Consider the following 21547-nt stretch of genomic DNA (forward strand, 5'->3'; position numbering starts at 1 on the left):
TGTTATGGGGGTCGCGGGCTGGCCGATCACGCCGTCGCCTCGGCGCAGCCTAGCCGCTCCTGGAGCAGTCGCATGCTCTGCGCCAGCGCCGGCGCGATGTCGGGGCGTTCATGGACACTGGCGGCGAAGGGTTCGAAGGACAGCGCGCCACGATAGCCATCCTCCAGCAGTCGCTGGATCTGGGCCGCATTGCCGAGGCGATCGGCTTCCCCCACCAGCACCCGATGGGCATCGCGCAGTTGCTCGACCGGCAAGCCGGCGTCGTCCACCCCGGAAATATGCACCAGCCCGGTCAGCTCGGCGAAGCACTCGGTCTCGCCGGCCAGGTGATGGTGGAAGGTGTCGTGCACCAGGCGGAAGGCATCCAGTCCGCCGATGGCGCGGATGGCGTCCACCGCCTGGCGCTTGAGCCGCAGCGCGCTCTCCGGGAAACCCAGGGGCTCGACGAAGCCCAGCACGCCGTGGTCGCGCAGGATGGGCGCCAACTCGCTCAAGGCGGTGCGCAGGTCCCGGGCGCGCTGGGCCGCATCGCGCGGGTCGTCGCGGTCGTTGAGCGGGCAGAGCACCAGTCCCTCGGCGCCGCAGGCCTGGGCATAGGCCGCGAGCTTCAACGCCTGGGCGCGGCGCTCGTCGTTCCAGACGTCGAAGGGATAGAGCGCATTGATCGACAGGATGCGCACGCCCGCGGCCTGGCACAGCGCCCGCACCTCGCCTGCCGGGGTGCCATCTTCCAATTCGACACCGGCGAGGTCGTTGCGGATCTCCACCGCATCGCAGCCCAGTTGCCGCGTCAGCTGGAGGAAGGCCGGCAGCGCGAGGAACGGCGCCACCATGCGGTTGAGGGCGAAACGCAGGGGTCGACTCATGGCTGCTCCAGCGATGTGGATGGGGTTACTTGGCGGTGGGCATGCTGAATTCGGCGCCCTTGGCGATGCTGTCGGGCCAGCGCTGCATCACGCTCTTGTAGCGGGTGTAGAAGCGCAGCCCTTCTTCGCCATAAGCGTGGTGATCGCCGAACAGCGACCTCTTCCAGCCACCGAAGGAATGCCAGGCCATGGGTACCGGGATGGGCACGTTGATGCCGACCATGCCCACCTTGATGGTGCGGGCGAAGGCGCGGGCGATGCCGCCGTCGCTGGTGAAGCAGGACACGCCGTTGCCGAATTCGTGGGCGTTGATCAGCGCCACCGCACTGGCAAAGTCCGGCACCCGCACGATGCCCAGCACCGGGCCGAAGATCTCTTCCTTGTAGATGGTCATCTCCGGGGTGACGCCGTCGAACAGGGTGGCGCCGACGAAGAAGCCGTGCTCGGCACCGGGCACCTTGAAGTTGCGGCCGTCCACCAGCAACCTGGCGCCCTCTTCCACCCCCTTGGTGATATAGCCCTCGACCTTGGCCTTGTGCTGGCCCGTTACCAGCGGGCCCATGTCGGCATCGGCTTCCACGCCGTTGCGCACCCGCAGGGCATCAATGCGCGGCAGCAGTTTCTCGATCAGGGCATCGCCCACCTCGCCCACCGCCACCGCGATGGAGATGGCCATGCAGCGCTCGCCGGCGGAACCATAGCCGGCGCCGATCAGGGCGTCGGCGGCCTGGTCCAGGTCGGCGTCGGGCATCACGATCATGTGGTTCTTGGCACCGCCCAGGGCCTGGACGCGCTTGCCGCGGCGGGTGCCTTCCTGGTGGATGTATTCGGCGATGGGCGTGGAGCCGACGAAGGAGATGGCCTCCACGTCCGGGTGTTGCAGGAGGGCATCCACCGCCACCTTGTCACCCTGGACCACGTTGAACACGCCATCCGGCAGCCCCGCCTGCTTGAGCAGGTCGGCCAGCAGCAGGCTGGCGGAGGGATCGCGTTCGGACGGCTTCAAGATGAAGGTATTACCGGTGGCCAGCGCCATGGGGATCATCCACAGCGGCACCATCACCGGGAAGTTGAAGGGAGTGATGCCGGCGCAGACGCCCAGCGGTTGGCGCAGGCTCCAGTTGTCGATGCCACCACCGATGTTGTCGGTGTAGCTGGTCTTGGCCAGGTGCGGTGCGCCGCAGGCGAATTCCACCACCTCGATGCCACGGGTCACCTCGCCCATGGCGTCGGACAAGACCTTGCCGTGCTCACTGGTAATGGTGGCCGCCAGCTCCTTGTGGTGCTGGTCGAGCAATTCCTTGAAGCGAAACAGGATTCGCGCCCGGCGCAGGGCCGATTGCTCGGACCACTCCGGAAAGGCTGCCTTGGCGGCGGCGACGGCCTGGTCCACGGTCTGCGCCGTGGCCTGGGCCACGCGCGCCTTGACCACGCCCTCGGCCGGGTTGAAGACGTCGCTGAAGCGCTCGGCCTGGGTCGAGACCTCACCGTTGATGTAGTGCCCGATGACGGGAGTGTCGCTCATGTCCTGAATCCTCGTGTCCTGGGGTCGCCGCCACGGCGGCGGCGAAAGGCTTACCGGGTCAGCAGCCACTCGTGCTGCGGATCGTTGTGGAATTTCCAGATGCGCTTGGGCCCGGCCATCACATTGAGGTAATAGGACTCGTAGCCGTAGGGCACGCTGACCGGGTGATAGCCGCGCGGCACCAGCACCACGTCGTGGTCTTCCACCGCCATGGCCTGGTCCAGGTCGCGCTCGTCGGTGTAGACGCGCTGGAAGACGAAGCCCTGGCCCGGATCGATGCGGTGGTAGTAGGACTCCTCCAGCAGGCTCTCCTCCGGCAGGTTGTCGCGGTCATGGCGATGGGGCGGATAGCTGGAGGAATGCCCGGACGGCGTACGCACCTCCACCACCAGCAGCGAATGGGCCGCCGCCGTATCCGGCAGGATGTCGCAGACATAGCGGGTGTTGGCACCCTTGCCGCGGGTGGAACGCGCCATGCTCGCCGGCTCGATCAACCGCGGCGGCAGCCACTCGCTGGCCACCGGATTGCCCGGAGAGGTGCAGACGGCGATCTCGGCGGGGCTGTCGGCGGTGACCCGCGCCTCGCTGCCCGGGGGCAGGTAGGCGGCATAGGGCGAGACGTCCTCGAAGACGCTCTGGCGACCGGCCAGCCCACTCCAGGCGAAGCCGCCCAGCTGCGGATGACCGCCCTCGATGCTGACGCCGCCGCTGAGCAGCACGATGCAGACTTCCAGGTCGCCTGCCACCACTGGCAGCGACTCGCCCGCGTGCAGGCGATGGGCAGCGAAGCCGACATAGTCCAGGGCACCGGCCGGGACGCTGACGAGGTCGCGGGCGCTACGGTCGGCTTTGACGAGCAGATTCATTTCGGACCTCCTCAGGCGGTGGCCTGCGCCACCAGCTGGCGCAGATGGTCGTAGCCTTTCTTGGCGTATTCGTAGGCCGGCGCCACGGCCGGGTCCTGTTCGGCTTCCACCACCAGCCAGCCCTGGTAGCCGCCGGCCACCAGCACCTTGAGCAGCGCCGAGAAGTCGATGTCGCCGTCGCCCGGCACGGTGAAGGTGCCGTTGAGGATGCAGTCCGGAAAGCTCCACTGGTTGTTGCGCGCCAGCTGCACCACGGCCTTGCGCACGTCCTTGAAGTGCACATGGCAGACCCGGTCGATATGTTGCTGCAGCACGCTCAGCGGCTCGCCACCCCCCATGTAGCAGTGACCGGCATCGAACAGCAGGCCGACGTCCGGGGAGGTCAGCGCCATCAGCCGGGCGATGTCCTCGGGCGCTTCCACATAGGCGCCCATGTGGTGGTGATAGGCCAGGCGCAGGCCCTGGCTGAGGGTGAAGGCGGCCAGGCGGTCGAGCTTCTCGGCGTAGGCCTGCCAGGCGGCGTCGCTGTGGAAACGCGGCCGTTCGATCAGGGGCACGCGCTGGCCCTGGATGGAACCAGCCACCTCGCCATAGACCAGCACCTTGGCGCCGTTCTCGGCCAGCAGCCGGCAATGCGGACGGATCGCCTCGATCTCGGCCTCCACCTCGCGATGGGCCAGGCCGCTGGAATACCAGCCGGACACCAGCTCCAGGCCATGCTGGCCGAGCACCTCGCCCAGCACCTTCGGCTCGCTGGGAAACTTGCCGCCCAGTTCGAAGCCCTGGAAGCCGATTTCCTTGCCCTCGCGCAGGATGGTTTCCAGCGGGGTGTCGCCGCCCAGCGCCGGCAGGTCGTCGTTGGCCCAGGAGATGGGGTTGATGCCGATCTTGAGTCGTTGTTGTTGTGCGGTCATGTCGGAAAGGCTCGTCGGGTGGCGATCAGGCGCGGGCGTCGCGCCAGGCCTGGATCAGGAATTCGAAATTGCCGCGAATCTGCGCGATCAGCCCGGCGTCGTCGAGCTCACCGGCCAGCCAGGCCCGGCTCGGCTGGCCGAAGATGGTCCGGCCCACGGCGAAGCCGCGGCAGGTCGAGCTGCTGCGCGCCTGGCGGAAGCCCTCGGCCAGGTCCTCGGCCGGCGCATTCAGCCCCAGTAGCACCACGCCCTGGCAATGGGGATCACGCTCGGCGATCAGCTGGTCGAGTTGCTGCCAGACCGCCGCCGGCTGGGCCTCGATCTTCCACCACTCCGGGTAGATGCCCAGGTTGTACAGGCGCTTGATGGCGCGATAGAGCACATCGGGCCGGGTAGAAGGATGATTCTTCGGCGGGATGACTTCCAGCAGCAGCGCATGGCCGCTGGCCTGGACCGCCTGGTACAGGCCCTTGAGCTGGGCCTCCTGCTCCAGGCGCAGCAGGGGTTCGTCATCGGGGTGGAATTGCACCAGGCACTTGACGATCTGCTCGCTCGGCCAGCTCAGCAGGTTGCTGCCCACCGAACGACCGTGCTCGAAGGCCAGCGGCCGCGAATTCTGCAATTCCACCGGCCGCGCCACCCACCAGCCGCGGCCGGTGGCGGCATTCAGGGCGTCCTGGCCGAAACGCTCGTCGGCCAGCAGCCCGACATCCGCCGCCACGCCCTGCCGGGTCAAATCCGCCTCTACCTGCTCGATGGCCTGGACGAACAATTCCTTGAGCGCCGGGATCCGCGCCGGATCGGCACCCACCTGCTGGGCCGCCTCCACCAGCTGGTAGCGGTGATCGAAGGCGAAGATGAATAGCTGGCGCCAATCACGCTGCAGGGTGCCGACCCGATGCAGGCGATTGAGCGTGGCATCCAGATCCGGCCGGGTGATGGGCACCGGGCTGGCGAACAGGTAGTCCAGCTCCGCCAGGGTCGGCATGGCCGGGGCGCAGGCATGGCGCGACACCACCAGCCCCCCGCAGGCATTGGCCAGGCGGCAGCACTGGGCATCGTCGCCGCCGGTGAGCCAGCCGCGCAGGAAGCCGGACATGAAGGCATCGCCGGCGCCCAGCACATTGAGCACCTCGACGCGGATGCCAGGATGGATCTCGCCGTCTTCCAGCCGCGCCGGGATGGCGCCATGGATCACCGTGCAGCCCTGGGCACCGAGCTTGACCACCAGGGTCGCCGCGGTCACCTCGCGCACCCGGCGCAAGGCGCTGAGCAGGTCCTCGCTGCCGCCGGCGATCTGGAATTCCTCTTCGGTGCCCACCACCAGGTCGAAGCGCGGCAGGATGCGCTGCACGTGGGCGCTGACCTCGGCGCTGGCAATGAAGCGGGTCTCGCCATCGGCCTTGCCGGTCAGCCCCCAGAGCACCGGGCGGTAATCGATGTCCAGCACCCGCTTCACGCCATTGCGCTCGGCATAGTCCAGGGCCCGGCTGCTGGCCTGGAACACCCCCTCGGTGGAGAAGTGGGTACCGGTGATGAGCAGCGCCTTGGCGCTGGCGATGAAGGCCTCGTCGATGTCGTCCGCGCCCAGCGCCATGTCGGCGCAATTCTCGCGGTAGAACACCAGGGGAAAGGTCTCGCGGTCCTTGATGCCCAGCAGCACCATGGCGGTCAGCCGCTCGCGATCCACGGTGATGCCGCGGGTGTCGCAGCCTTCGCGCTGCAGGGCGCGGGTCAGGAAGCGACCCATGTGGTCATCGCCGACCCGGGTCAGCATCGCCGACTTCAGCCCCAGGCGTGCGGTGCCGAAGGCGATGTTGGCGGAGGAGCCCCCGAGGTACTTGGCGAAGCTGCCGACATCTTCCAGCGGGGCGCCGATCTGCTGGGCATAGAGATCGACACCCAGGCGTCCTAGGCAGATCACGTCCAACTGGCGCCCGCTGGCGAAGAATTGATCACCCATGGGTGGCTCCTGTTTATTGTTATCGCCGCGATCGCTGCAGCAGGATCGCGCGTGTTCGGAATGAACCCAGGCTAGAACGCGAAAATGCAAAAATCAATATTTTTTTCAAATGTAATTTTATAGAATTAATTTTCCAATCATCCACCCTGGGCTTTCGGGTTCGGCGCTTCGACGTCATCCGGCGAATGGGTTACCTTGCCGACAGTACCGCTAAGAGAGACCCTCCATGTCCGCCGAGACATTGCCCGACGACCTGCCTATTGGTGGCCCCCACGCCGAACCGCCCACCAGCGTCGAATCCCTGCTGGCCGCCATCGCCAACGACTACGAAAGCCTGCCGCGCCAGCTCAAGCGCGTGGCGGTCTATGTCAGCCAGCAAAGCGACCGGGTCATGGTCGACCGCATCAGCGACATCGCCAGCCAGTGCGAGGTGCACCCCTCGGCCATCGTGCGCTTCTGCCAGAGATTCGGCTTCCGCGGTTTCAGCGAGATGCAGGCGCTGTTTCGCGAGGCCTACACCCACAAGACCACGCCGGTGCAGAACTACCAGCAACGCATCCGCAACCTGATCGCCAACAAGAGCAAGAACGAGAGCGGCAGCGATCTGGCGCGGGAATGCATCAATGCCACCCGCTCCGGCATAGAGCGACTGGGCGAGGAATTCGACGACGCGGCCTTCGACCAGGCCATCGAGCTGCTGGTCAATGCCGAGAACATCTATGTGGTGGGGGTGCGCCGCTCCTTCGCGGTGGCCGACTATCTCGTCTACAACCTGCAGCACACCAAGAAGCGCATCCATCTCATCACCGGCCTGGGCGGCGGCTACCGCGAGCAGATGCGCAGCATCGCCCAGGGCGACCTGCTGATCGCCATCAGCTTCAGCCCCTATGGCAAGGAAAGCCAGCAGTGCGCGCGCATCGCCCAGCACCACAAGGCCAAGACCCTGATCATCACCGACAGCACCCTGTCGCCGCTGGCCAAGCGCGCCGACGGCCTGTTGCTGGTCAGCGAGGGCAGTGCCTTCGCCTTCCGCTCGCTGACCGCGACGCTGTGCCTCTGCCAGGCACTGTTCCTGGCGCTGGCCTATCGCCTCGAACTGAAGATGGACGACATCCAGCCGGGCCCGGACGAAGACTGAACCGCCGCGACGCGGCCCAGTCCCCGCCGGCGGACGCCTGGGCTACCGAGCGGCCCCCGGCGAAGCGCCAGGCCAGTACCTGTCCACGTACTTCTGGATCTCCTGGCGCATGAAGGCGCTGGACTCGTCGGCACGCTCCTCCCAGCCGAACACGCAGGAGGTGACGATGCCGTCGAAACCCACCTTGGCCAGGGAGGAAAAGAACAGATCCCAGTCGATCTCGCCCTGGTACATATTCATATGCTGATGCACGGTGACCTGGGCACCGGGCGGATTGACGATATAGCGCAATCCGGAAGAGGCCTTGTGGTTCCAGGTGTCGGCGATGTGGACGTGGCCGATCAGCGCGCCGGCATCCTGGATCATCTGCGCCATGTCGTCGCCGAAGTAGAAGGTATGGGGCGCGCAGTAGAGGAACCTGACGTTATTCGAGCCGAGGCTCTTGAGCATGTCGATGGCCGGATGCAGCGTCTCGCACCAGTCCTCGGGGTGCGGCTCCATGTTCAGGGTAATGCCCTCGCGCTCGAAGATTGGCACCAGTTCCTCCATGGAGCGCCACCAGGCCGCCTCGCTGGATTCGTGGCTGTGGCTTCCGCCGCAGCAACTGATCTTGTGGCCCCGCTCGGGTGAAGGACCGCGGCCGAACTCGGAGTTCATGGTGTCGCAGCCCAGCTCGACCGCCGCCTGGATCGCCTCCTTCCAGTAGCCCACGGCGGCCCGGCGCTCGTCTTCGTGAGGACTCGCCCAGCGGTACATGGGCAGCAGCGAGGCCACCTGCAGGCCATGGTCCTTGAGCGCCTTCTTGAACTCGGCGATACGCTCCCGGTGCGCGCGCGGACGCTTCCACCAGGGCAGGAAGTCTTCCCGCGGCGACAGCTCGATGTAGTCGAAGCCCGCTTCCGCCACGTGGCGACAGGTCTCCGCCAGGCTCAGGTTGCGGTACATGTAGGGATCTATGGCTATTTTCATGGTGCTTTCCCCTGCTGTGGAAATCGCCGGACCGGCTCCCGTGCGGAGCCGGTCCTGGGCGACAAGGCCTCGCTAGTAATCGATCCAGACCCCGCCACGATCGGCGGACGCCACGCAGCGCTCTACCCAGCGCACCCCCTCGACCCCGGCATGGATATCCGGATAGCGAAGCTGCGCCAGGGCCGCCGTGTCGCCACGGTTGGCGGCGTCCATGGCCAGGGCGAAGCGGTAGTAGAGGTTGGACCAGGCCTCGAACAGACCTTCCGGGTGGCCGGCGCCGATACGGTCATCCAGCAGGGCGTTGGCGTGCAGATAGCCCATGCCGCGCTCAAGCACCTGGGCCGGCTGGCCCTGCACCTCGAAGCTCAGCTGGTTGGGTCGCTCGTCCCACCATTCCAGGCTGGCCAGGGAGCCGATCACCCGCACCTTCTGGCCGTGCATGGAGCCGGCATTGACCGCGCTGGACCAGACCCAGCCCATGGCCCCACCCTCGTATTCCATCAGGGTGTAGGCGTTGTCTTCCAAGGGCGCGCGGCTCTTGACGAAGCTTTGCCGGTTGCATTGCAGCCGCTTGATCCTGAGGTCGGGCAGCAGGGTTTCGGCGATGTACAGCGGATGGGTACCGACGTCGCCCAGCACATAGCTCGGCCCGGCCAGGCGCGGATCGACCCGCCACTGGGTGGCCTCGCTCTGCGCTTCCACTGGCGCGCTGTGGAAACCGTGGGCGAATTGCATGTGCACCATGCGGATCTCGCCGAGCTGGCCCGCGGTGATCATCTCCCGCGCCTGCTCGATGAGCTGGTGACCGGCATAGCCGTAGGTCACGCCGACGATGAGTTTGTGCGCCTGGGCGATCTCGCGCAGGGTTTCGGCTTCCGCCAGGGTGAAGCACAGCGGCTTCTCGCAGACCACATGGAGGCCCGCCTCCAGGGCGGCCTTGGTGATGGCGAAGTGGGTGCCGTTGGGAGTGGCCACGGAAATCGCCTCGACGCCATCCGCGCGCCCGGCTTCCCCGGCGATGAGGCTCTGGTAATCCGCATAGCACCGCTCGGGCGCAACGCCCAGGGTTTCGCCGAAGGCCTGGCCGCGGGCCGGGTCCAGGTCGAAGGCGCCGGCGACCAGGACGAAATTCTGGTCACGCAGGGCGGCGGAGCGATGGATGTAGCCGATCTGGCTGTTCACTCCACCCCCCACCATGGCCCAGCGCAGGGGGCGGGAAAGACGCTTGCTGCCGTTGATCATCTGCTGAGTCCTTGTTATTGGAAACCGGCACGGGTGAGGTAGGCGCGGCTCTCGGCCACGTCGGCGAGGCTGCCGTTGGCGTTGCGCGGGTCACGCTCCTGCTCCACGGTGATGTAGCCCTGGTAGCCCAGCTCCTCGATCAGCGTGCGTAGCGCGGGATAGTCGATGACACCCCGGCCGAGCGGACACATCACGCCCTGGGCGCAGGCCTCGAAGAAGCGGATCCGCTGGTTCAGCACCCGGTCGAACACCCCTTGGTCGATGTCCTTGAAGTGCAGGTAATCCAGGCGCGCCTGGTACTGCCGCAGGGTGGCGGCAGGGTCCATGCCAGCGTAGTAGAGATGCCCGGTATCCAGGCAGAGCCCGGCGATCTCGTCGGGAATGTCGTCCACCAACCGCGCCAGCTCATCGGCGAATTCGAGGTAGCCACCGGCATGGGGATGGATCACCGCCCGCACGCCATACGCCTGCCAGGCCAGGGTCGCGATGGCGCGGATGTGCTCCATCATGTTGCTCCAGGCCGCATCCTCCAGGCGGGGCGCGCGATCGGAATGGCCGGCGGCGTAGTCCCGCTCGTCATGGCCCCAGTCGATCACCACCAGATAGGGCAGCGGGAAACGCTGCCCGGCTTCCGGCTCCACCGCGGGCAACTGCTTGAGCAGGGCACAGATGTCGTGGGTCTGGGTCAGCAGCGAGGGCAGATTCGCTGGATCGACCAGATCGTCGAAAATGGTGCCGGCCACCACCTGCAGGCCATTGTCGCTCAACGCCTGGCCTACCTCGGCGGCATTCAGCGGCAGGTAACCATAGGGCCCCAGTTCGATGCCGTGGTAACCGGCCTGACCAGCCTCGCGGAGCACCTGGCGCCAGGACGGCAAGAAGGGATTCCTGACGTCATCGACGCCCCAGCAGCAGGGCGCGGTGGAGATGTGAATAGCCATGGACGACTCCATTGTTGTTGTTCTTTCGCCTGGGTCAGGCCTGCCCTGGATGCTAAGACTGGCCCGCCCAGGCTGCTATAGTGCCGGGCGCGAACCTGTCAAAACCCCTCAAGGCCAAGCCGGGAGCCTTTCATTTCATGTCAGATTCCGCAGCCGCTCGTCGCCCCACCATGGCCGATGTCGCCCGTGAGGCCGGGGTCAGCCTGTCGACCGTCGACCGGGTACTCAACCTGCGCGCCGGCGTACGGGCAGACACCGCGCAACGCATCGCCAGCGCCGCCGCCAAGCTCGGCTTCCATGCCCACAGCGTCATCGAACAACGGCTCAGGCACGACCGGCCGACGCTGCGGCTCGGCTTCCTGTTGCAGAAAAGCGGCGTGGCCTTCTATCAGGGCTTGGCCCAGGCGCTGGCCGAAGCCGCCGCGGCGACCACGCGCGCCCGGGTGCGGGTGATGATCGGCTATCTGGATGACCTGGACCCGCTGGTGGTGGCGCGCCGTATCGAGGCACAACGCGACGAGGTCGATGCCCTCGGCGTGGTGGCGGTCGACCATGTGGCGGTGCGCGAAGCGGTGTCGGAGCTGCGGCTGAACGGCATGCCCGTGCTGGCGATGCTGTCCGAACTGGCGACCCGCGCCGGCGCCGGCTACCTGGGCGTGGACAACCGCCGCATGGGCCGCGTCGCCGGCTGGTTCGTCACCCGGCTCGCGCCGCAGCCCGGCCCAGTGGCGGTGATGGTGGGCAGCCAGAGATTCCAGTGCCAGGAACTCTGCGAACTGAGCTTTCGCAGCTACCTGGCCGAGACGCCGGGCGACTGGGAGCTCTTGGCGTCCCGCCTGACCCTGGAGGATCCGGATTACGCCCGCGGCAACACCCTCGACCTGCTGAGCGCCTATCCGAACCTAGCGGGTCTCTATGTGGCCGGCGGCGGCATCGAAGGCGTGATCCAGGCCTTGCAGGAAGTGCAGCGTCAGGGCCTGCAGTTGCCCACCGTGGTCTGTCACGACCTCACCGCCGTCACCCGGGCAGCCCTGACCCAGGGACTCGTCCAGGCCGTGCTCTCCCATCCGCGCGAACAGCTGGCACGCCGCGCAGTGGACGCCCTGGTGACGGCCAGCCTCGATAAGGGGCAACCGGGCTACGAGTTGCTGCCGCTGCAACTGGATGTACCGGAATGTCACTAGCTCGGCGGCGCTGCAGACCGCGACGCCCTTCCCGGGTCGCCAGCCTTAAGCCTCTGATCGGTCAGCAGAAAATTATTCCTTCCCAGGCTTGACAGCCACTCCGCCCTTGCCAATAATGCGCGCCTCGGATGGCTACGTAGCTCAGCTGGTTAGAGCATAGCATTCATAATGCTGGGGTCCGGGGTTCAAGTCCCTGCGTAGCCACCACCTATTTCCAAGGGTCAGCGTAAGCTGGCCCTTTTTTATTGCCTGGATTTTTTCTACGGGCCTCAGAATTCTCCAACCTCCGCCCGTACCGCTCTTGGTCCCCTCTCCCTCTGGGAGAGGGCTAGGGTGAGGGTACCGCCCTCTCCATTCCCAGGACTCAACAAGAGCAGCCTTACCCAGCCTTTCCCACCACCACGAAAAAGCCCGGCCAAAGCCGGGCTTCATCGAAGCGGTCGCCGCTACAGTGCGACCTTCTGCTTACTGACCACCTCTTCTTCCTCGGCGTCCTCGCTGTCGATGGACTGCACCAGGGCCTTGGAGCTGAAGGCCCGCAGGTCACGCAGGAAGTTGTCGCGCCAGGAGGCCAAGTCGGCCTGGCGGATCACCCGCATCATGTCTTCGTAGCGCGACTTGCGCTCTTCCAGCGGCATGCGCAGCGCCCGGTCCAGGGCCTCGGCCATGCCGACATGGTCGTAGGGATTCACGATCAGCGCCGAGTTGAGTTCACGCGCCGCGCCAGCGAAGCGCGACAGCACCAACACCCCGGGATTTTCCGGGTCCTGGGCCGCCACGTACTCCTTGGCCACAAGGTTCATGCCGTCGCGTAGCGGCGTCACCAGACCCACGTCGGAAGAGCGGAACAGCCCCATCACCGTGCGGCGGTCATAGCTCTTGTTCAGATAGCGGATGGGCGTCCAGTCCAGCTCGGAGAAGTGGCCGTTGATATGGCCGGCATGGCTTTCCAGCTGGCGGCGAATGTTCTGGTAGGACACTACGTCCGCCCGCGACGAGGGCGCGATCTGCACGAACTGCACCGCCCGGTGATGCTCGGGGAAATGCTCCAGCAGCTTCTCGAACGCCTGGAAGCGCTCCACCAGACCTTTCGAGTAGTCGAGCCGGTCGACGCTGACGATGGTCTTGTAGGGCACGCCCTCGATGCTGCGCGAGATGAACTGGCGGCGCGTGCGATAGGACTCGGCCTGCTTCTGGATCACGTCCGGCATCACCCCGATGGGATAGACGCCCACGCGGAAGTTATGGCCGTAGGCGGTCAGGCTACCGTCCTTCTCCAGCACACCACGCACCTCACGGGTGATGTAGTCCTGGAAGGCCAGCTGGTCAGTATCGGTCTGGAAGCCGATCAGGTCGTAGAAGCACAGCGTCTTGAGCAATTCATTGTGCGGCGGGATGGCGGTGAGGATTTCCGGCGCCGGGAAGGGAATGTGCAGGAAGAAGCCGATGCGGTTGCGGATGCCCAGCATACGGCAGGCTTCGGCGAAGGGAATCAGATGATAGTCGTGTACCCAGATGATGTCGTCGGGCTTGAGCAGGGGCTTCAGCCGCTCGGCCATGGCCATGTTCACCCGCCGATAACCGTCGTACTCCTCGCGGTTGTAGCGCGCCAGGTCGATTCGGTAGTGGAAGATCGGCCAGAGGGTAGCGTTGGAGAAGCCGCGGTAATAGTGGTCGTAGTCGCGCTTGGTCAGGCCGAAGGTCACATAGTCGATGTTGTCCTTGGTCTGGGTCTTGGCCGGGCCGTTTTCCTTGACCGTCTCGCCATTCCAGCCGAACCAGATGCCACCGGACTTCCGCAGGGCGTCCAGGACACCCACCGCCAGACCACCCGCGGTCGCCTTGCCTTCCTCGATCGGGGCCACCCGATTCGATACCACCACTAAACGGCTCATTCTAATCTCCTTGCTTATAATGTGGCGCGAGGTCACGGCTCAGGTGCTGCAGCCAGAGGGCTACCGCTTCGACCGAAGGCAGGCGCGTCTTGGCGACCGTCTCCCCCTCCCCTACCTTGACGGACAGGCCGCCTCGCGCATTGACGACAGCGAACCCCGCTTCATCGGTGCGATCGTCACCGAGAAACACCGGCAGGCAGCCGGCGAAGGGTTCCAGTTCTAGAAATCGAGTGATGGCTTCGCCCTTGCTCGCGCCCGCGGGCTTGAGCTCAAAGACGCATTTGCCGGGTTGCAGCTTGAATTCGGGATGCTCCGCCGCGATGCATTCTGCCAGTTCACGCACCAGCGCTTCCTTCTCGGGCGCCTGGCGATAATGCAGGGCGAAGGCCACGCTCTTGCGTTCGAGCAACAGGTCCGGGTGATCCGCCAGGGCACTCTCCAGCCGCTGGCCGACCTGGGCCAGCAGGCCAGCGTCCAGTTCGACTCTATGGGTATTGCCTTGCGGATCGCGCCACTCGGCACCGTGGACGCCGGCTGCCGGAAGCTGCAGCGGCGCGGTGAAGCGGTCGATCTCCGCCAAGGGCCGCCCGGACACCACGGCCACGCCATGCTGGCGCGCCAGGAGGTCGAGCGCAGCGAGGGTTTCGGCGGGAATGAAAACCTGTTCCGGACGTGGCTGCAGTTCTGCCAGGGTGCCATCCAGATCGAAGAAAAAGGCCAGGGGCTGGCCCGCTGAGGTAAGGCTGTCGAGGTCGATCATGGAAGGTACGACTGCCGGGTCACCGTATGGTTCGTTCACACCTTCCGGCGGCGCGGAGGAATTCCGCCGGCCGGCTCGGAGTCGGAATCAGGGAGACGCTCTAGCAGCCAAGCCTTTGGAGACCACCATGAACAAGCCCGACATCACCAAGACGCCCGAAGAGATCGACGACATCCAGGACCGCATAGGCGACATGCGCGAACTCGATTTCAGCGACCGCAAGGACGACCGCCAGGGGCGCGCCGGCGACGAGATGGACGAGCGTGATTACGAGGGGCAATTCCCCGAGGAGCGCGTCCGCCAGGCTGGCCTGACCGGTGGCGAGACCCTGGATCACCAGCCGACCATGGACGACGCCAGCCCGGAAACCCTGCTCGACGAAACCGGCGCGCGCTCCCCGACCGACTATGGCGACGCCTGGCCCAACGACAAGGAGCTGAGCGTGGTCGAGGACAGCGACATCGGCGGCGGCTCAGGCCAGGACGAAGCCGAACTGGGGCGCAGCCATCCGCTGGATGGCCAGGCCTGGGATGGCGATGCCAGCGAACCCAACGAAGCCGAAGCGCAGCGGGACGCCCGCTACGCCGATCTGGACGCCAACGACGAAGATCTCGCCGGCGATGCCGCCCTGGATCTCGACGAGAAGCGCGCCGATCACTAAGGCGGCTGAAGGCCTAGTCCAGCAGCGTACAGGCCATCACCAACGCATCTTCCCGGCCGCCGACCGCGGGGTAATAGTCCCGCCGGCGGCCGATTTCGTTGAAGCCATAGCGTTCGTACAGGCGATAGGCCGACTGGTTGCTGGCCCGCACCTCCAGAAAGCATTCGTTGGCCTTGGCCCGCCGCGCTTCCTGCATCAGTTGCTCCAGCAGGCGTAGCCCGAGTCCACGCCCCTGGTTTTCCGGCTTGACCGTGATATTGAGCAGATGGGCCTCGTCGAGGATGACGTTGATCACCCCATGCCCCACCTGCTGGTCACCTACCAGCATCACCCAGCAGTCGTAGGACTTGAGCGCATCCAGGAAGATGCCGCGGGTCCAGGGGTGGCTGAAGGCCTGGTATTCGATCTTCAATACCGTGTTCAAATCGGCTTCGGTCATCCGCCGAAAGCGCACCGCATCGTTCATTGCTGTTCCATCCAGCGGCGCCGCAAGGGGCGCATGGCTTGCCAGAGCGCGGCCTTGCTGGCCGGCTCTTCCATCAATACATCCAGTCCCGGCACCAGCCAGGCTGCGCCCAGTACCGTCTCCTGCTCCACTCCAGTCGCCTGCAGGTCCTCGACGCCGGCGCAACGCCGTGCCGCCACGCCGATCAACCAGAGCCCCAGGCCGTCGCCCAGCCGCTCCTGGTGCCCGGACACATAGCTCTGCACGAACTCGCAGGCCGCCGCCGGCCCCTGATCGAGCTGACCGCTGTTCAGCAGCGGCCAGCGGATGGGCTCCTCGCTGATGATCTTCGGCACGTCCGGCAGGCCGGCGGCGCGCAGCAGATCCTTGAGCAGCAGTGCGGCCGGATCGCGCGACCCCAGGGTGTCCCCGGTCGGCAACTCCAACAGCAGCAGGTAGCGCCCCGCCTGTAGCAGCTGCAGGGCGAAGCGAGGCGCCGGTTCGCGTGGCGGCGAGGGCGCCCGTTCCGGCTCCGGCTCGACCACGGCGGTCGGTGCTGGTTTGAGCGGGCTCGGGCGGGCGATCTCGATCCGCGGCCGGGTCGCAGGGGGCGCCTCGACCGTCGGCACCGCCTTGGGCACCGGCTCCGGTTTGACCACCCTGGCGACGACAGGCGTCTCTTCCGGCGCCTCCACCCACAGCGCCTCCGGCCGTGAAGGCGCCGCGAAGGGCAAGGCCGTGCGCGGCACCCAGACATCCAGTTGCAGCGCCTGCAGATAGGCGCGCCGACGCGCCTCGGCGGCGAGCGACGGACTGACGGAAGCGGCGGGGTCGGGCATGGGCGGATCCTGGGATTCGCAGGGAGCGATTCGGGGCGGCATTGTCGCCCGGATCGCCCCGGATCGAAAGGCCGCCCTGCCCATCGGTCCCACCGCGGTCACATCGAAGGCTCTGGCGTCTGGAGTACAATGGCGCTTTTGCCTGGTGCGGTCCCCGCCATGATCGACCCCAAACGCGTCCTGCGTACCCTCGCCGAACACTGGCACCTCATCGACCCGCTGTGCGCCCACTTCGACAGCGGCACCCTGGGCCTGGCCGAACTGCGTGCCCGCCTGGCCGAACAGTTGCCCGAGCGCACGCCGGCCGACCTCACCGCCCTGCTCGACACCTGGATTCGCCTCGACATCCTGGTGCCAGTGGCCAAGAGCCCCAATCGCTTCGAACTCAACGGCCAAATCCACGACTTCCTCGGCTATCTCAGGCGCGAGCACCGCCTCGGCCTGTGCCTGGAGATCGAGGCCTACCTGCGCCACCTGGAACGCCTTGCCGGCCATATCCGCGAGGCCTTCGACAACCGCGACGGCCCGGACCTGGCGCGCCAGCTGCGCCTGCTGGACATGCGCGTGCGCGACGTGCTCAAGAAGCTGGCCAACGACGGCCACGCCCTGGAAGGCGTCGCCGAACGGGCCAAGACCAGCGATCGCCAGATCCCCCTGCGCCAGCGCTATGCCGAGGTGCTCGCCACCTGGGACGAATACGTCGAACCCATGATCCAGCTGGTGGCCGCCGACGGCGCCTTCGAGCGCGGTGTGCACCGGGTCGAACAGGTCCTGCTGCACCTGCTGGGCGAACAGCAGCGTCTCGGCCACCTGGTCGACGACGACCTGCTGCTGCGCACCCAGGCACGCATCCTGGAGATGCACAACGCCGCCCAGCTGGCGTTGAGACGTGCCCGCGAATTGCTGCTGCCGCTGCGTGAAGAGGCCCGCCGGCACAACGCCGTGACCCGCGGCGCCGCCCTGGCCCTGGCCACCATCCGCCGCAAGGGCCTCGACGCCGTGCCCCAGGCCGCCCTGCCGCTGTTCAGCCGGCCGCAGAGTGTCTTCCTCGGCAGCGCCGCCCAGGTGGAAAGCTACGTCTACGCCCTGGCCCGCTTCGAACCCAAGCCGGCCCGCTTCCCCAGCCAGAGCAACCGGCAACGGGACGCCGAGCGCCCCGCCGCGCCCCGTACCGCCCGTGAGATGCTCGACCTCTGCCAGGACGCCCTGCCGTTGCCCGACCTCATGGCCTGGCTGCTGGAACAGGAGCCGGCCGGCGACACCGACGAACTGCTCTACTGGTTCTCGCGCCTGTCCCGCGATGCGCGCTTCCAGCGCCAGCGCCTGGACCGCCGCCACTACGACACCCTCGAACACCGCGTCAGCCTGTGCTCCTACGCCCTGGCCGCCCGATCCCCCGCGAGCGATGCCCATGCAACTTGATCTCAACGAAATGACCCAGCTCGCGCCCATCTTCCGCGAGCTGTTCAAGGGCTATCACCTGTCCCGCAGCGAGCCCGAGAGCTACGCCCAGCTCAGCCAGCAGCAGGACCAGTACCGCGCCCTGTTCCGCGCCCTCGGCTTCGAACTGGTCTGCGATCCGCGCGGCTTCTATTACTTCGTCCCCGAGCAGATGGGCGCCCAGGTCAACAAGACCGCCCAGCGCCTGGCCCTGTTCACCTTCATCCTGGTGGAGCACCTCGCCGACCAGGGTCGCGACCCCCTGGCCGTACTCGACGGCGGCACCCTCGGCCGGCCCGAACTGCCGGCGCTGCTGGACAAGTACCGCGACCTCTTCCTGCAGGCCGAGGTCACCACCCAGGAGGAGCTGGAAGAAAAGATCCTGCGCCGCCTGACCCAGCTCGGCTTCGCCCTGGACAGCAACGGCAGCTACCGCTTCCTGCCGCCCATGCACCGCTTCCTCGATGTCTGCCTGGCCGTGCAACAGGACCGCGACCTGGCCGCCAGCCTGCACGCCAGCGACCTGCCGCTGCCGGCGCCGACCCTGGCCGGCGATGAGGACGGCCTGGACGAGGAAAGCCCTGACGAAGAAGGCGCCGAGGATGACGAAGAGGCCGCCCTGGCCCGCGCCATCGCCGCAGAACGGGAGTTCGACCTATGATCCGCTACGGCATCAGCCGCTTCGCCCTGCTCAACACCGCCGGCTACAGCCTGGGCCTCTTCCCGCTGGAGCAGCCGCTGTCGGTCTACGGCGCCAACAACCTGGGCAAGAGCGCCTCGATCAACGCCCTGCAATTCCCCATCCTGGCGCGGCTCTCCGACATGAGCTTCGGCAAGTACAGCAACGAGCAGTCACGCAAGTTCTACTTCGCCACCGACACCAGCTACATCCTCATCGAACTGCGCCTGGCCCACGGCCCCCACGTCATCGGCGTGGCCGGTCGCGGCCCGGGCGGCGGCTTCGGCCACCAGTTCTTCGCCTATGCCGGCGAGCTGGACCTGGCGCATTACCAGCGCGACGGTGCCTGCCTGCGCCAGCGCGAACTCTTCGCCAGCCTGGAGCGCGCCGGCCTCAAGGCCTATGAGGTCAAACCCGAGGAACTGCGCCGCCTGCTTGTCGGCGGCCATACCAGCATCCCGCTGGACCTCACCCTCATCCCGCTCCGGTCCACCAGCGAGCAGAGCCTCAAGACCTTCCGTGCCCTGTTCATCAACCTGCTGCACATGCGCGAGATCACCGCGGCCAAGCTCAAGCAGCTGTTCCTCGACGCCTTCGAGCACAGCCTGAGATCCGGTAGCGTCGACTACATCGCCGCCTGCGAGGAGGCCTTCCGCGACGTGCGCCGCATGGAGCAGGACTACCAGTCCCTGGTCGCCGCCGGCCCCCTGGTGGAAGCCCTGGCCAATGGCGTGGAACAGCGCGACCGCCTGAGAGGCAAGCTGCATCGCCTCTCGCCGTTGCTCGACAGCCTGCTCGGCACCTGGCAGCACTACGCCATCGACCGCCGCGACGAACTCCTGGCCCAGAGCGAACACTACCGCCAGGAACAGGACAGCCTGCAGCAGAACCAGCGCAGCGGCACCAACGAGCTGATGCGCCTGGAACGCGAGGTCAGCGGCCTGCAGCGCTGGCTGGCCGAGCTCGCCCAACTCAAGCACCGCTTCGCCCTGGTCGACTCCACCGCGCCCCTGGAAGCCCAGCTCCTAGCCGCCAAGGACGCCCACGACGAACTGGCCGGGGCCCTCTCCCAATCGCGCCAGTTCAGCAGCGAAGACCTCGACCAGCGCGTCCGCGAACTGGAGCAGCGCCTCAAGGGCCTACGGCAGCAACTCGACCACGCCGACAACAACAGCTATGCCCGCCTGCGCGAGGAATTCAGCCAGGCCGACGTCGACCGGCTGATGCGCCTGTTCAACGGCCAGCTGTTCAGCCTGCCGCTGGGATCCAAGGGCATCGAATTGGCCGAAGATGGTAGCTGGCTGAAGACCCTCGAAGGGGTACTGGAACGCTTCCAGGGCGACCGCTTCGAACTCCCCGGCCTGTCCCTCGATCTTTCGGGCATCGAGCCGCCCACTCTGCAGGCACTGGCCGACCGCGCCGCCCTGCGCGATCAGAAGGATCGTCTGGAGCGCGAACTCAAGCAGCTCAAGGCCCAGCAGGGCGTCAGCGCCGACCGCCAGGCCAGCAAGGCCCAGGCCGAGGCCCTGTATCAGCAGGTCCTGGACGCCCAGAAGGCCCTGGAAGACTTCAGGCGCTGCCAGACCCTGAGCGCCGAGGAAAACGAAAAGCTCGAACAGCTGGCCCAGCTGGAAGCCGCCCAGAACGAACTGCGTCGCGCCGGCGATGCCTTCACCGAACGCGTCCAGCAACTCTCCGCCAAGCTGCAACTGATCGGCCGCCAACTGGCCGACCTGGAAGCCAAGGACCGCACCCTGGCCGACGCCCTGCGCCGCCGCCAGCTGCTGCCCACCGATCTGCCCCAGGGCACGCCCTTCATGGAGGCGGTCGACGATTCCCTGGAAAACCTGCTGCCGCTGCTCAATGACTACCAGGACACCTGGCAGGCCCTGCAGCGCGCCGACACCCAGATCGAGGCGCTCTATGCCCAGGTCCGCCTCAAGGGCGTCGCCAAGTTCGACAACGAGGAAGATCCCGAGCGCCGCCTGCAGCTGCTGGTCAACGCCTATGCCCATCGCCAGGACGAAGCCCTGACCCTGGCCAAAGCCCGCCGCGCCGCCGTCACCGACATCGCCCGGACCCTGAGAAACATCCGCAGCGACTACGACAACCTCGAACACCAGCTGCAGCTGTTCAACCGCGAGATCAACCGCAAGCAGGTCTCGAACCTGGAGAGCTTCCGCATCGTCCTGGCGCCGAACAAGGAGGCGCTCAAGCACATCGACCAGATCATCCACAGCGCCGGTCAGTATGAGGAAGGCGAAACCCTGTCGGTCTTCGATCTCACCCAGGACAGCAGCCAGGACCAGAAGAACGAGGACGCCAAGGAATACCTGGCACGCCTGGTGGCCGCCAACGGCAACCAGCTCGGCCTCAAGGACCTGTTCGAACTGGCCTTCGAGATCACCAAGCAGGGCGGCCAGCCGATCCTCCACACCGACATCGACGGCGCCGCTTCCAACGGCACCACCATGACCATCAAGGCGCTGACCAACATGTACCTGTTGCTGCACCTGATGGACCGGGAGCAGGCCGCCAAGATCCGCCTACCCTACTACCTCGACGAAGCCGCCGACATCGACGAACGCAACCAGCAGGCCCTGATCGAGACCAGCCAGCAACTGGGCTTCGTGCCCATCCTGGCCAGCGTCAAACCCCAGGTCAGCGCCCAGGTCGCCATCGACCTCGAAGGCGGCAGCGGCCCCGGCGGCATCTACATCGACGAAGCCGACTGGAAATACATCGCCAAACGCGACCTGGCCCTGCCCGAACCCGCGTAAGCCCCTGCCCAACGCAAAAAGCCCGGCCAATGCCGGGCTTTTTCATGGCTTTGTTTGGGTAGGTTGGGCTGAGCCCAGCGAAGCCCAACATCCGGACTCTCCCCAAAGCTCTGCACCCACGCGCAGCCCTTGCGTGTTGGGCTTCGCAAGCTCAGCCCAACCTACGTATCTATCGCGGCCATGGCGGTCCGCCGATGCGGCCGCTCCTACGCTGAGACGCTCTGTAGTAGCGGCCGTCTCAGCGGACCGCCCTGCCCGCGTTGGCCACAACAGCCCGGCGCAGCCGGGCTATTGCTGCTCTTGCTCTTTGACGGGCGCCAAGCAGCACCTGATCCAGAAGGTAGCACCCAAGCCCCCGCAGCACCGCGCCTAGCCCCCTCTCCCCCCGGGAGAGGGCTGGGGTGAGGGCAACCCCAGCCAGCTGACCTGCCGGCTTCACC

General features: G+C 66.6%; 18 protein-coding genes and 1 tRNA gene. 7 read left to right on the forward strand and 12 right to left on the reverse strand.

What is annotated here, in order from left to right; translation table 11 throughout:
* Positions 1 to 26 precede the first annotated feature (26 nt).
* The 5 genes from ACYJP6_RS17090 to ACYJP6_RS17110 are packed head-to-tail and all read right to left on the reverse strand — an operon-like array spanning position 27 to position 6134.
* On the reverse strand, positions 27 to 866 hold the full coding sequence (locus tag ACYJP6_RS17090) for a TIM barrel protein (RefSeq protein ID WP_459476198.1): 840 nt from the start codon (positions 864 to 866) through the stop codon (positions 27 to 29).
* 25 nt (positions 867 to 891) lie between these two features.
* Positions 892 to 2391, reverse strand: coding sequence for a CoA-acylating methylmalonate-semialdehyde dehydrogenase (locus ACYJP6_RS17095; protein ID WP_459476199.1), 1500 nt, complete (start codon positions 2389 to 2391; stop codon positions 892 to 894).
* Between the two features lie 50 nt (positions 2392 to 2441).
* Entirely contained in the window at positions 2442 to 3257 is an 816-nt protein-coding gene (gene iolB / locus ACYJP6_RS17100; protein ID WP_459476200.1) for a 5-deoxy-glucuronate isomerase, read from the reverse strand.
* 11 nt (positions 3258 to 3268) lie between these two features.
* Entirely contained in the window at positions 3269 to 4171 is a 903-nt protein-coding gene (gene iolE, locus ACYJP6_RS17105) for a myo-inosose-2 dehydratase (RefSeq protein WP_459476201.1), read from the reverse strand.
* A 25-nt stretch (positions 4172 to 4196) separates the two neighbouring features.
* Positions 4197 to 6134 (reverse strand): bifunctional 5-dehydro-2-deoxygluconokinase/5-dehydro-2-deoxyphosphogluconate aldolase, encoded by a 1938-nt coding sequence (locus tag ACYJP6_RS17110; protein ID WP_459476202.1) that lies wholly within the window; start codon positions 6132 to 6134, stop codon positions 4197 to 4199.
* Between the two features lie 226 nt (positions 6135 to 6360).
* Here ACYJP6_RS17110 and ACYJP6_RS17115 point away from each other — a divergent pair, with 226 nt between their 5' ends.
* Entirely contained in the window at positions 6361 to 7272 is a 912-nt protein-coding gene (locus ACYJP6_RS17115; RefSeq protein WP_459476203.1) for a MurR/RpiR family transcriptional regulator, read from the forward strand.
* 42 nt (positions 7273 to 7314) lie between these two features.
* On the opposite strand, the gene ACYJP6_RS17120 is transcribed toward ACYJP6_RS17115, so the two are convergent.
* The 3 genes from ACYJP6_RS17120 to ACYJP6_RS17130 form a co-directional block, all read right to left on the reverse strand.
* Positions 7315 to 8241, reverse strand: a complete 927-nt coding sequence (locus ACYJP6_RS17120) for a sugar phosphate isomerase/epimerase family protein (protein ID WP_459476204.1) — start codon at positions 8239 to 8241, stop codon at positions 7315 to 7317.
* Positions 8242 to 8313: 72 nt separating this feature from the next.
* On the reverse strand, positions 8314 to 9483 hold the full coding sequence (locus ACYJP6_RS17125; protein WP_459476205.1) for a Gfo/Idh/MocA family protein: 1170 nt from the start codon (positions 9481 to 9483) through the stop codon (positions 8314 to 8316).
* A 14-nt stretch (positions 9484 to 9497) separates the two neighbouring features.
* Positions 9498 to 10424, reverse strand: a complete 927-nt coding sequence (locus ACYJP6_RS17130) for a sugar phosphate isomerase/epimerase family protein (protein ID WP_459476206.1) — start codon at positions 10422 to 10424, stop codon at positions 9498 to 9500.
* Positions 10425 to 10561: 137 nt separating this feature from the next.
* Between ACYJP6_RS17130 and ACYJP6_RS17135 the strand changes: the two genes are divergently transcribed.
* Together ACYJP6_RS17135 and ACYJP6_RS17140 are read left to right on the forward strand one after the other, a co-directional pair.
* The gene (locus ACYJP6_RS17135; protein ID WP_459476207.1) at positions 10562 to 11608 is read left to right on the forward strand and encodes a LacI family DNA-binding transcriptional regulator; all 1047 of its coding nucleotides are present in this window, start codon (positions 10562 to 10564) and stop codon (positions 11606 to 11608) included.
* Positions 11609 to 11738: 130 nt separating this feature from the next.
* Positions 11739 to 11815, forward strand: a tRNA-Met gene (locus tag ACYJP6_RS17140).
* Between the two features lie 239 nt (positions 11816 to 12054).
* Here ACYJP6_RS17140 and otsA read toward each other — a convergent pair.
* Together otsA and otsB are read right to left on the reverse strand one after the other, a co-directional pair.
* Positions 12055 to 13503, reverse strand: coding sequence for an alpha,alpha-trehalose-phosphate synthase (UDP-forming) (gene otsA, locus ACYJP6_RS17145; protein ID WP_459476208.1), 1449 nt, complete (start codon positions 13501 to 13503; stop codon positions 12055 to 12057).
* A 1-nt stretch (position 13504) separates the two neighbouring features.
* Entirely contained in the window at positions 13505 to 14263 is a 759-nt protein-coding gene (otsB, locus tag ACYJP6_RS17150; RefSeq protein WP_459476209.1) for a trehalose-phosphatase, read from the reverse strand.
* A gap of 127 nt (positions 14264 to 14390) precedes the next feature.
* Between otsB and ACYJP6_RS17155 the strand changes: the two genes are divergently transcribed.
* Positions 14391 to 14924, forward strand: coding sequence for a hypothetical protein (locus ACYJP6_RS17155; RefSeq protein ID WP_459476210.1), 534 nt, complete (start codon positions 14391 to 14393; stop codon positions 14922 to 14924).
* Between the two features lie 13 nt (positions 14925 to 14937).
* Here the strand turns inward: ACYJP6_RS17155 and rimI are convergent, their stop codons facing one another.
* Positions 14938 to 15390 (reverse strand): ribosomal protein S18-alanine N-acetyltransferase, encoded by a 453-nt coding sequence (gene rimI / locus ACYJP6_RS17160; RefSeq protein ID WP_459476211.1) that lies wholly within the window; start codon positions 15388 to 15390, stop codon positions 14938 to 14940.
* Positions 15387 to 16208, reverse strand: coding sequence for an energy transducer TonB (locus tag ACYJP6_RS17165; protein WP_459476212.1), 822 nt, complete (start codon positions 16206 to 16208; stop codon positions 15387 to 15389). Before ACYJP6_RS17165 ends, rimI begins: the two co-directional genes overlap by 4 nt.
* 159 nt (positions 16209 to 16367) lie before the next feature.
* On the opposite strand from ACYJP6_RS17165, the gene mksB reads away from it, so the two are divergent.
* The 3 genes from mksB to mksF are packed head-to-tail and all read left to right on the forward strand — an operon-like array spanning position 16368 to position 21107.
* Positions 16368 to 17630 (forward strand): Mks condensin complex protein MksB, encoded by a 1263-nt coding sequence (gene mksB, locus ACYJP6_RS17170; RefSeq protein WP_459476213.1) that lies wholly within the window; start codon positions 16368 to 16370, stop codon positions 17628 to 17630.
* Positions 17620 to 18309, forward strand: coding sequence for an Mks condensin complex protein MksE (mksE, locus tag ACYJP6_RS17175; RefSeq protein WP_459476214.1), 690 nt, complete (start codon positions 17620 to 17622; stop codon positions 18307 to 18309). Before mksB ends, mksE begins: the two co-directional genes overlap by 11 nt.
* Positions 18306 to 21107 carry an Mks condensin complex protein MksF gene (gene mksF, locus ACYJP6_RS17180; RefSeq protein WP_459476215.1) on the forward strand — a complete coding sequence of 934 codons (2802 nt, stop codon included), beginning with the start codon at positions 18306 to 18308 and terminating at the stop codon, positions 21105 to 21107. The genes mksE and mksF overlap by 4 nt, the downstream gene beginning before the upstream one ends.
* Positions 21108 to 21547 lie beyond the last annotated feature (440 nt).

The sequence above is a fragment of the Pseudomonas sp. No.117 genome (assembly GCF_054558395.1).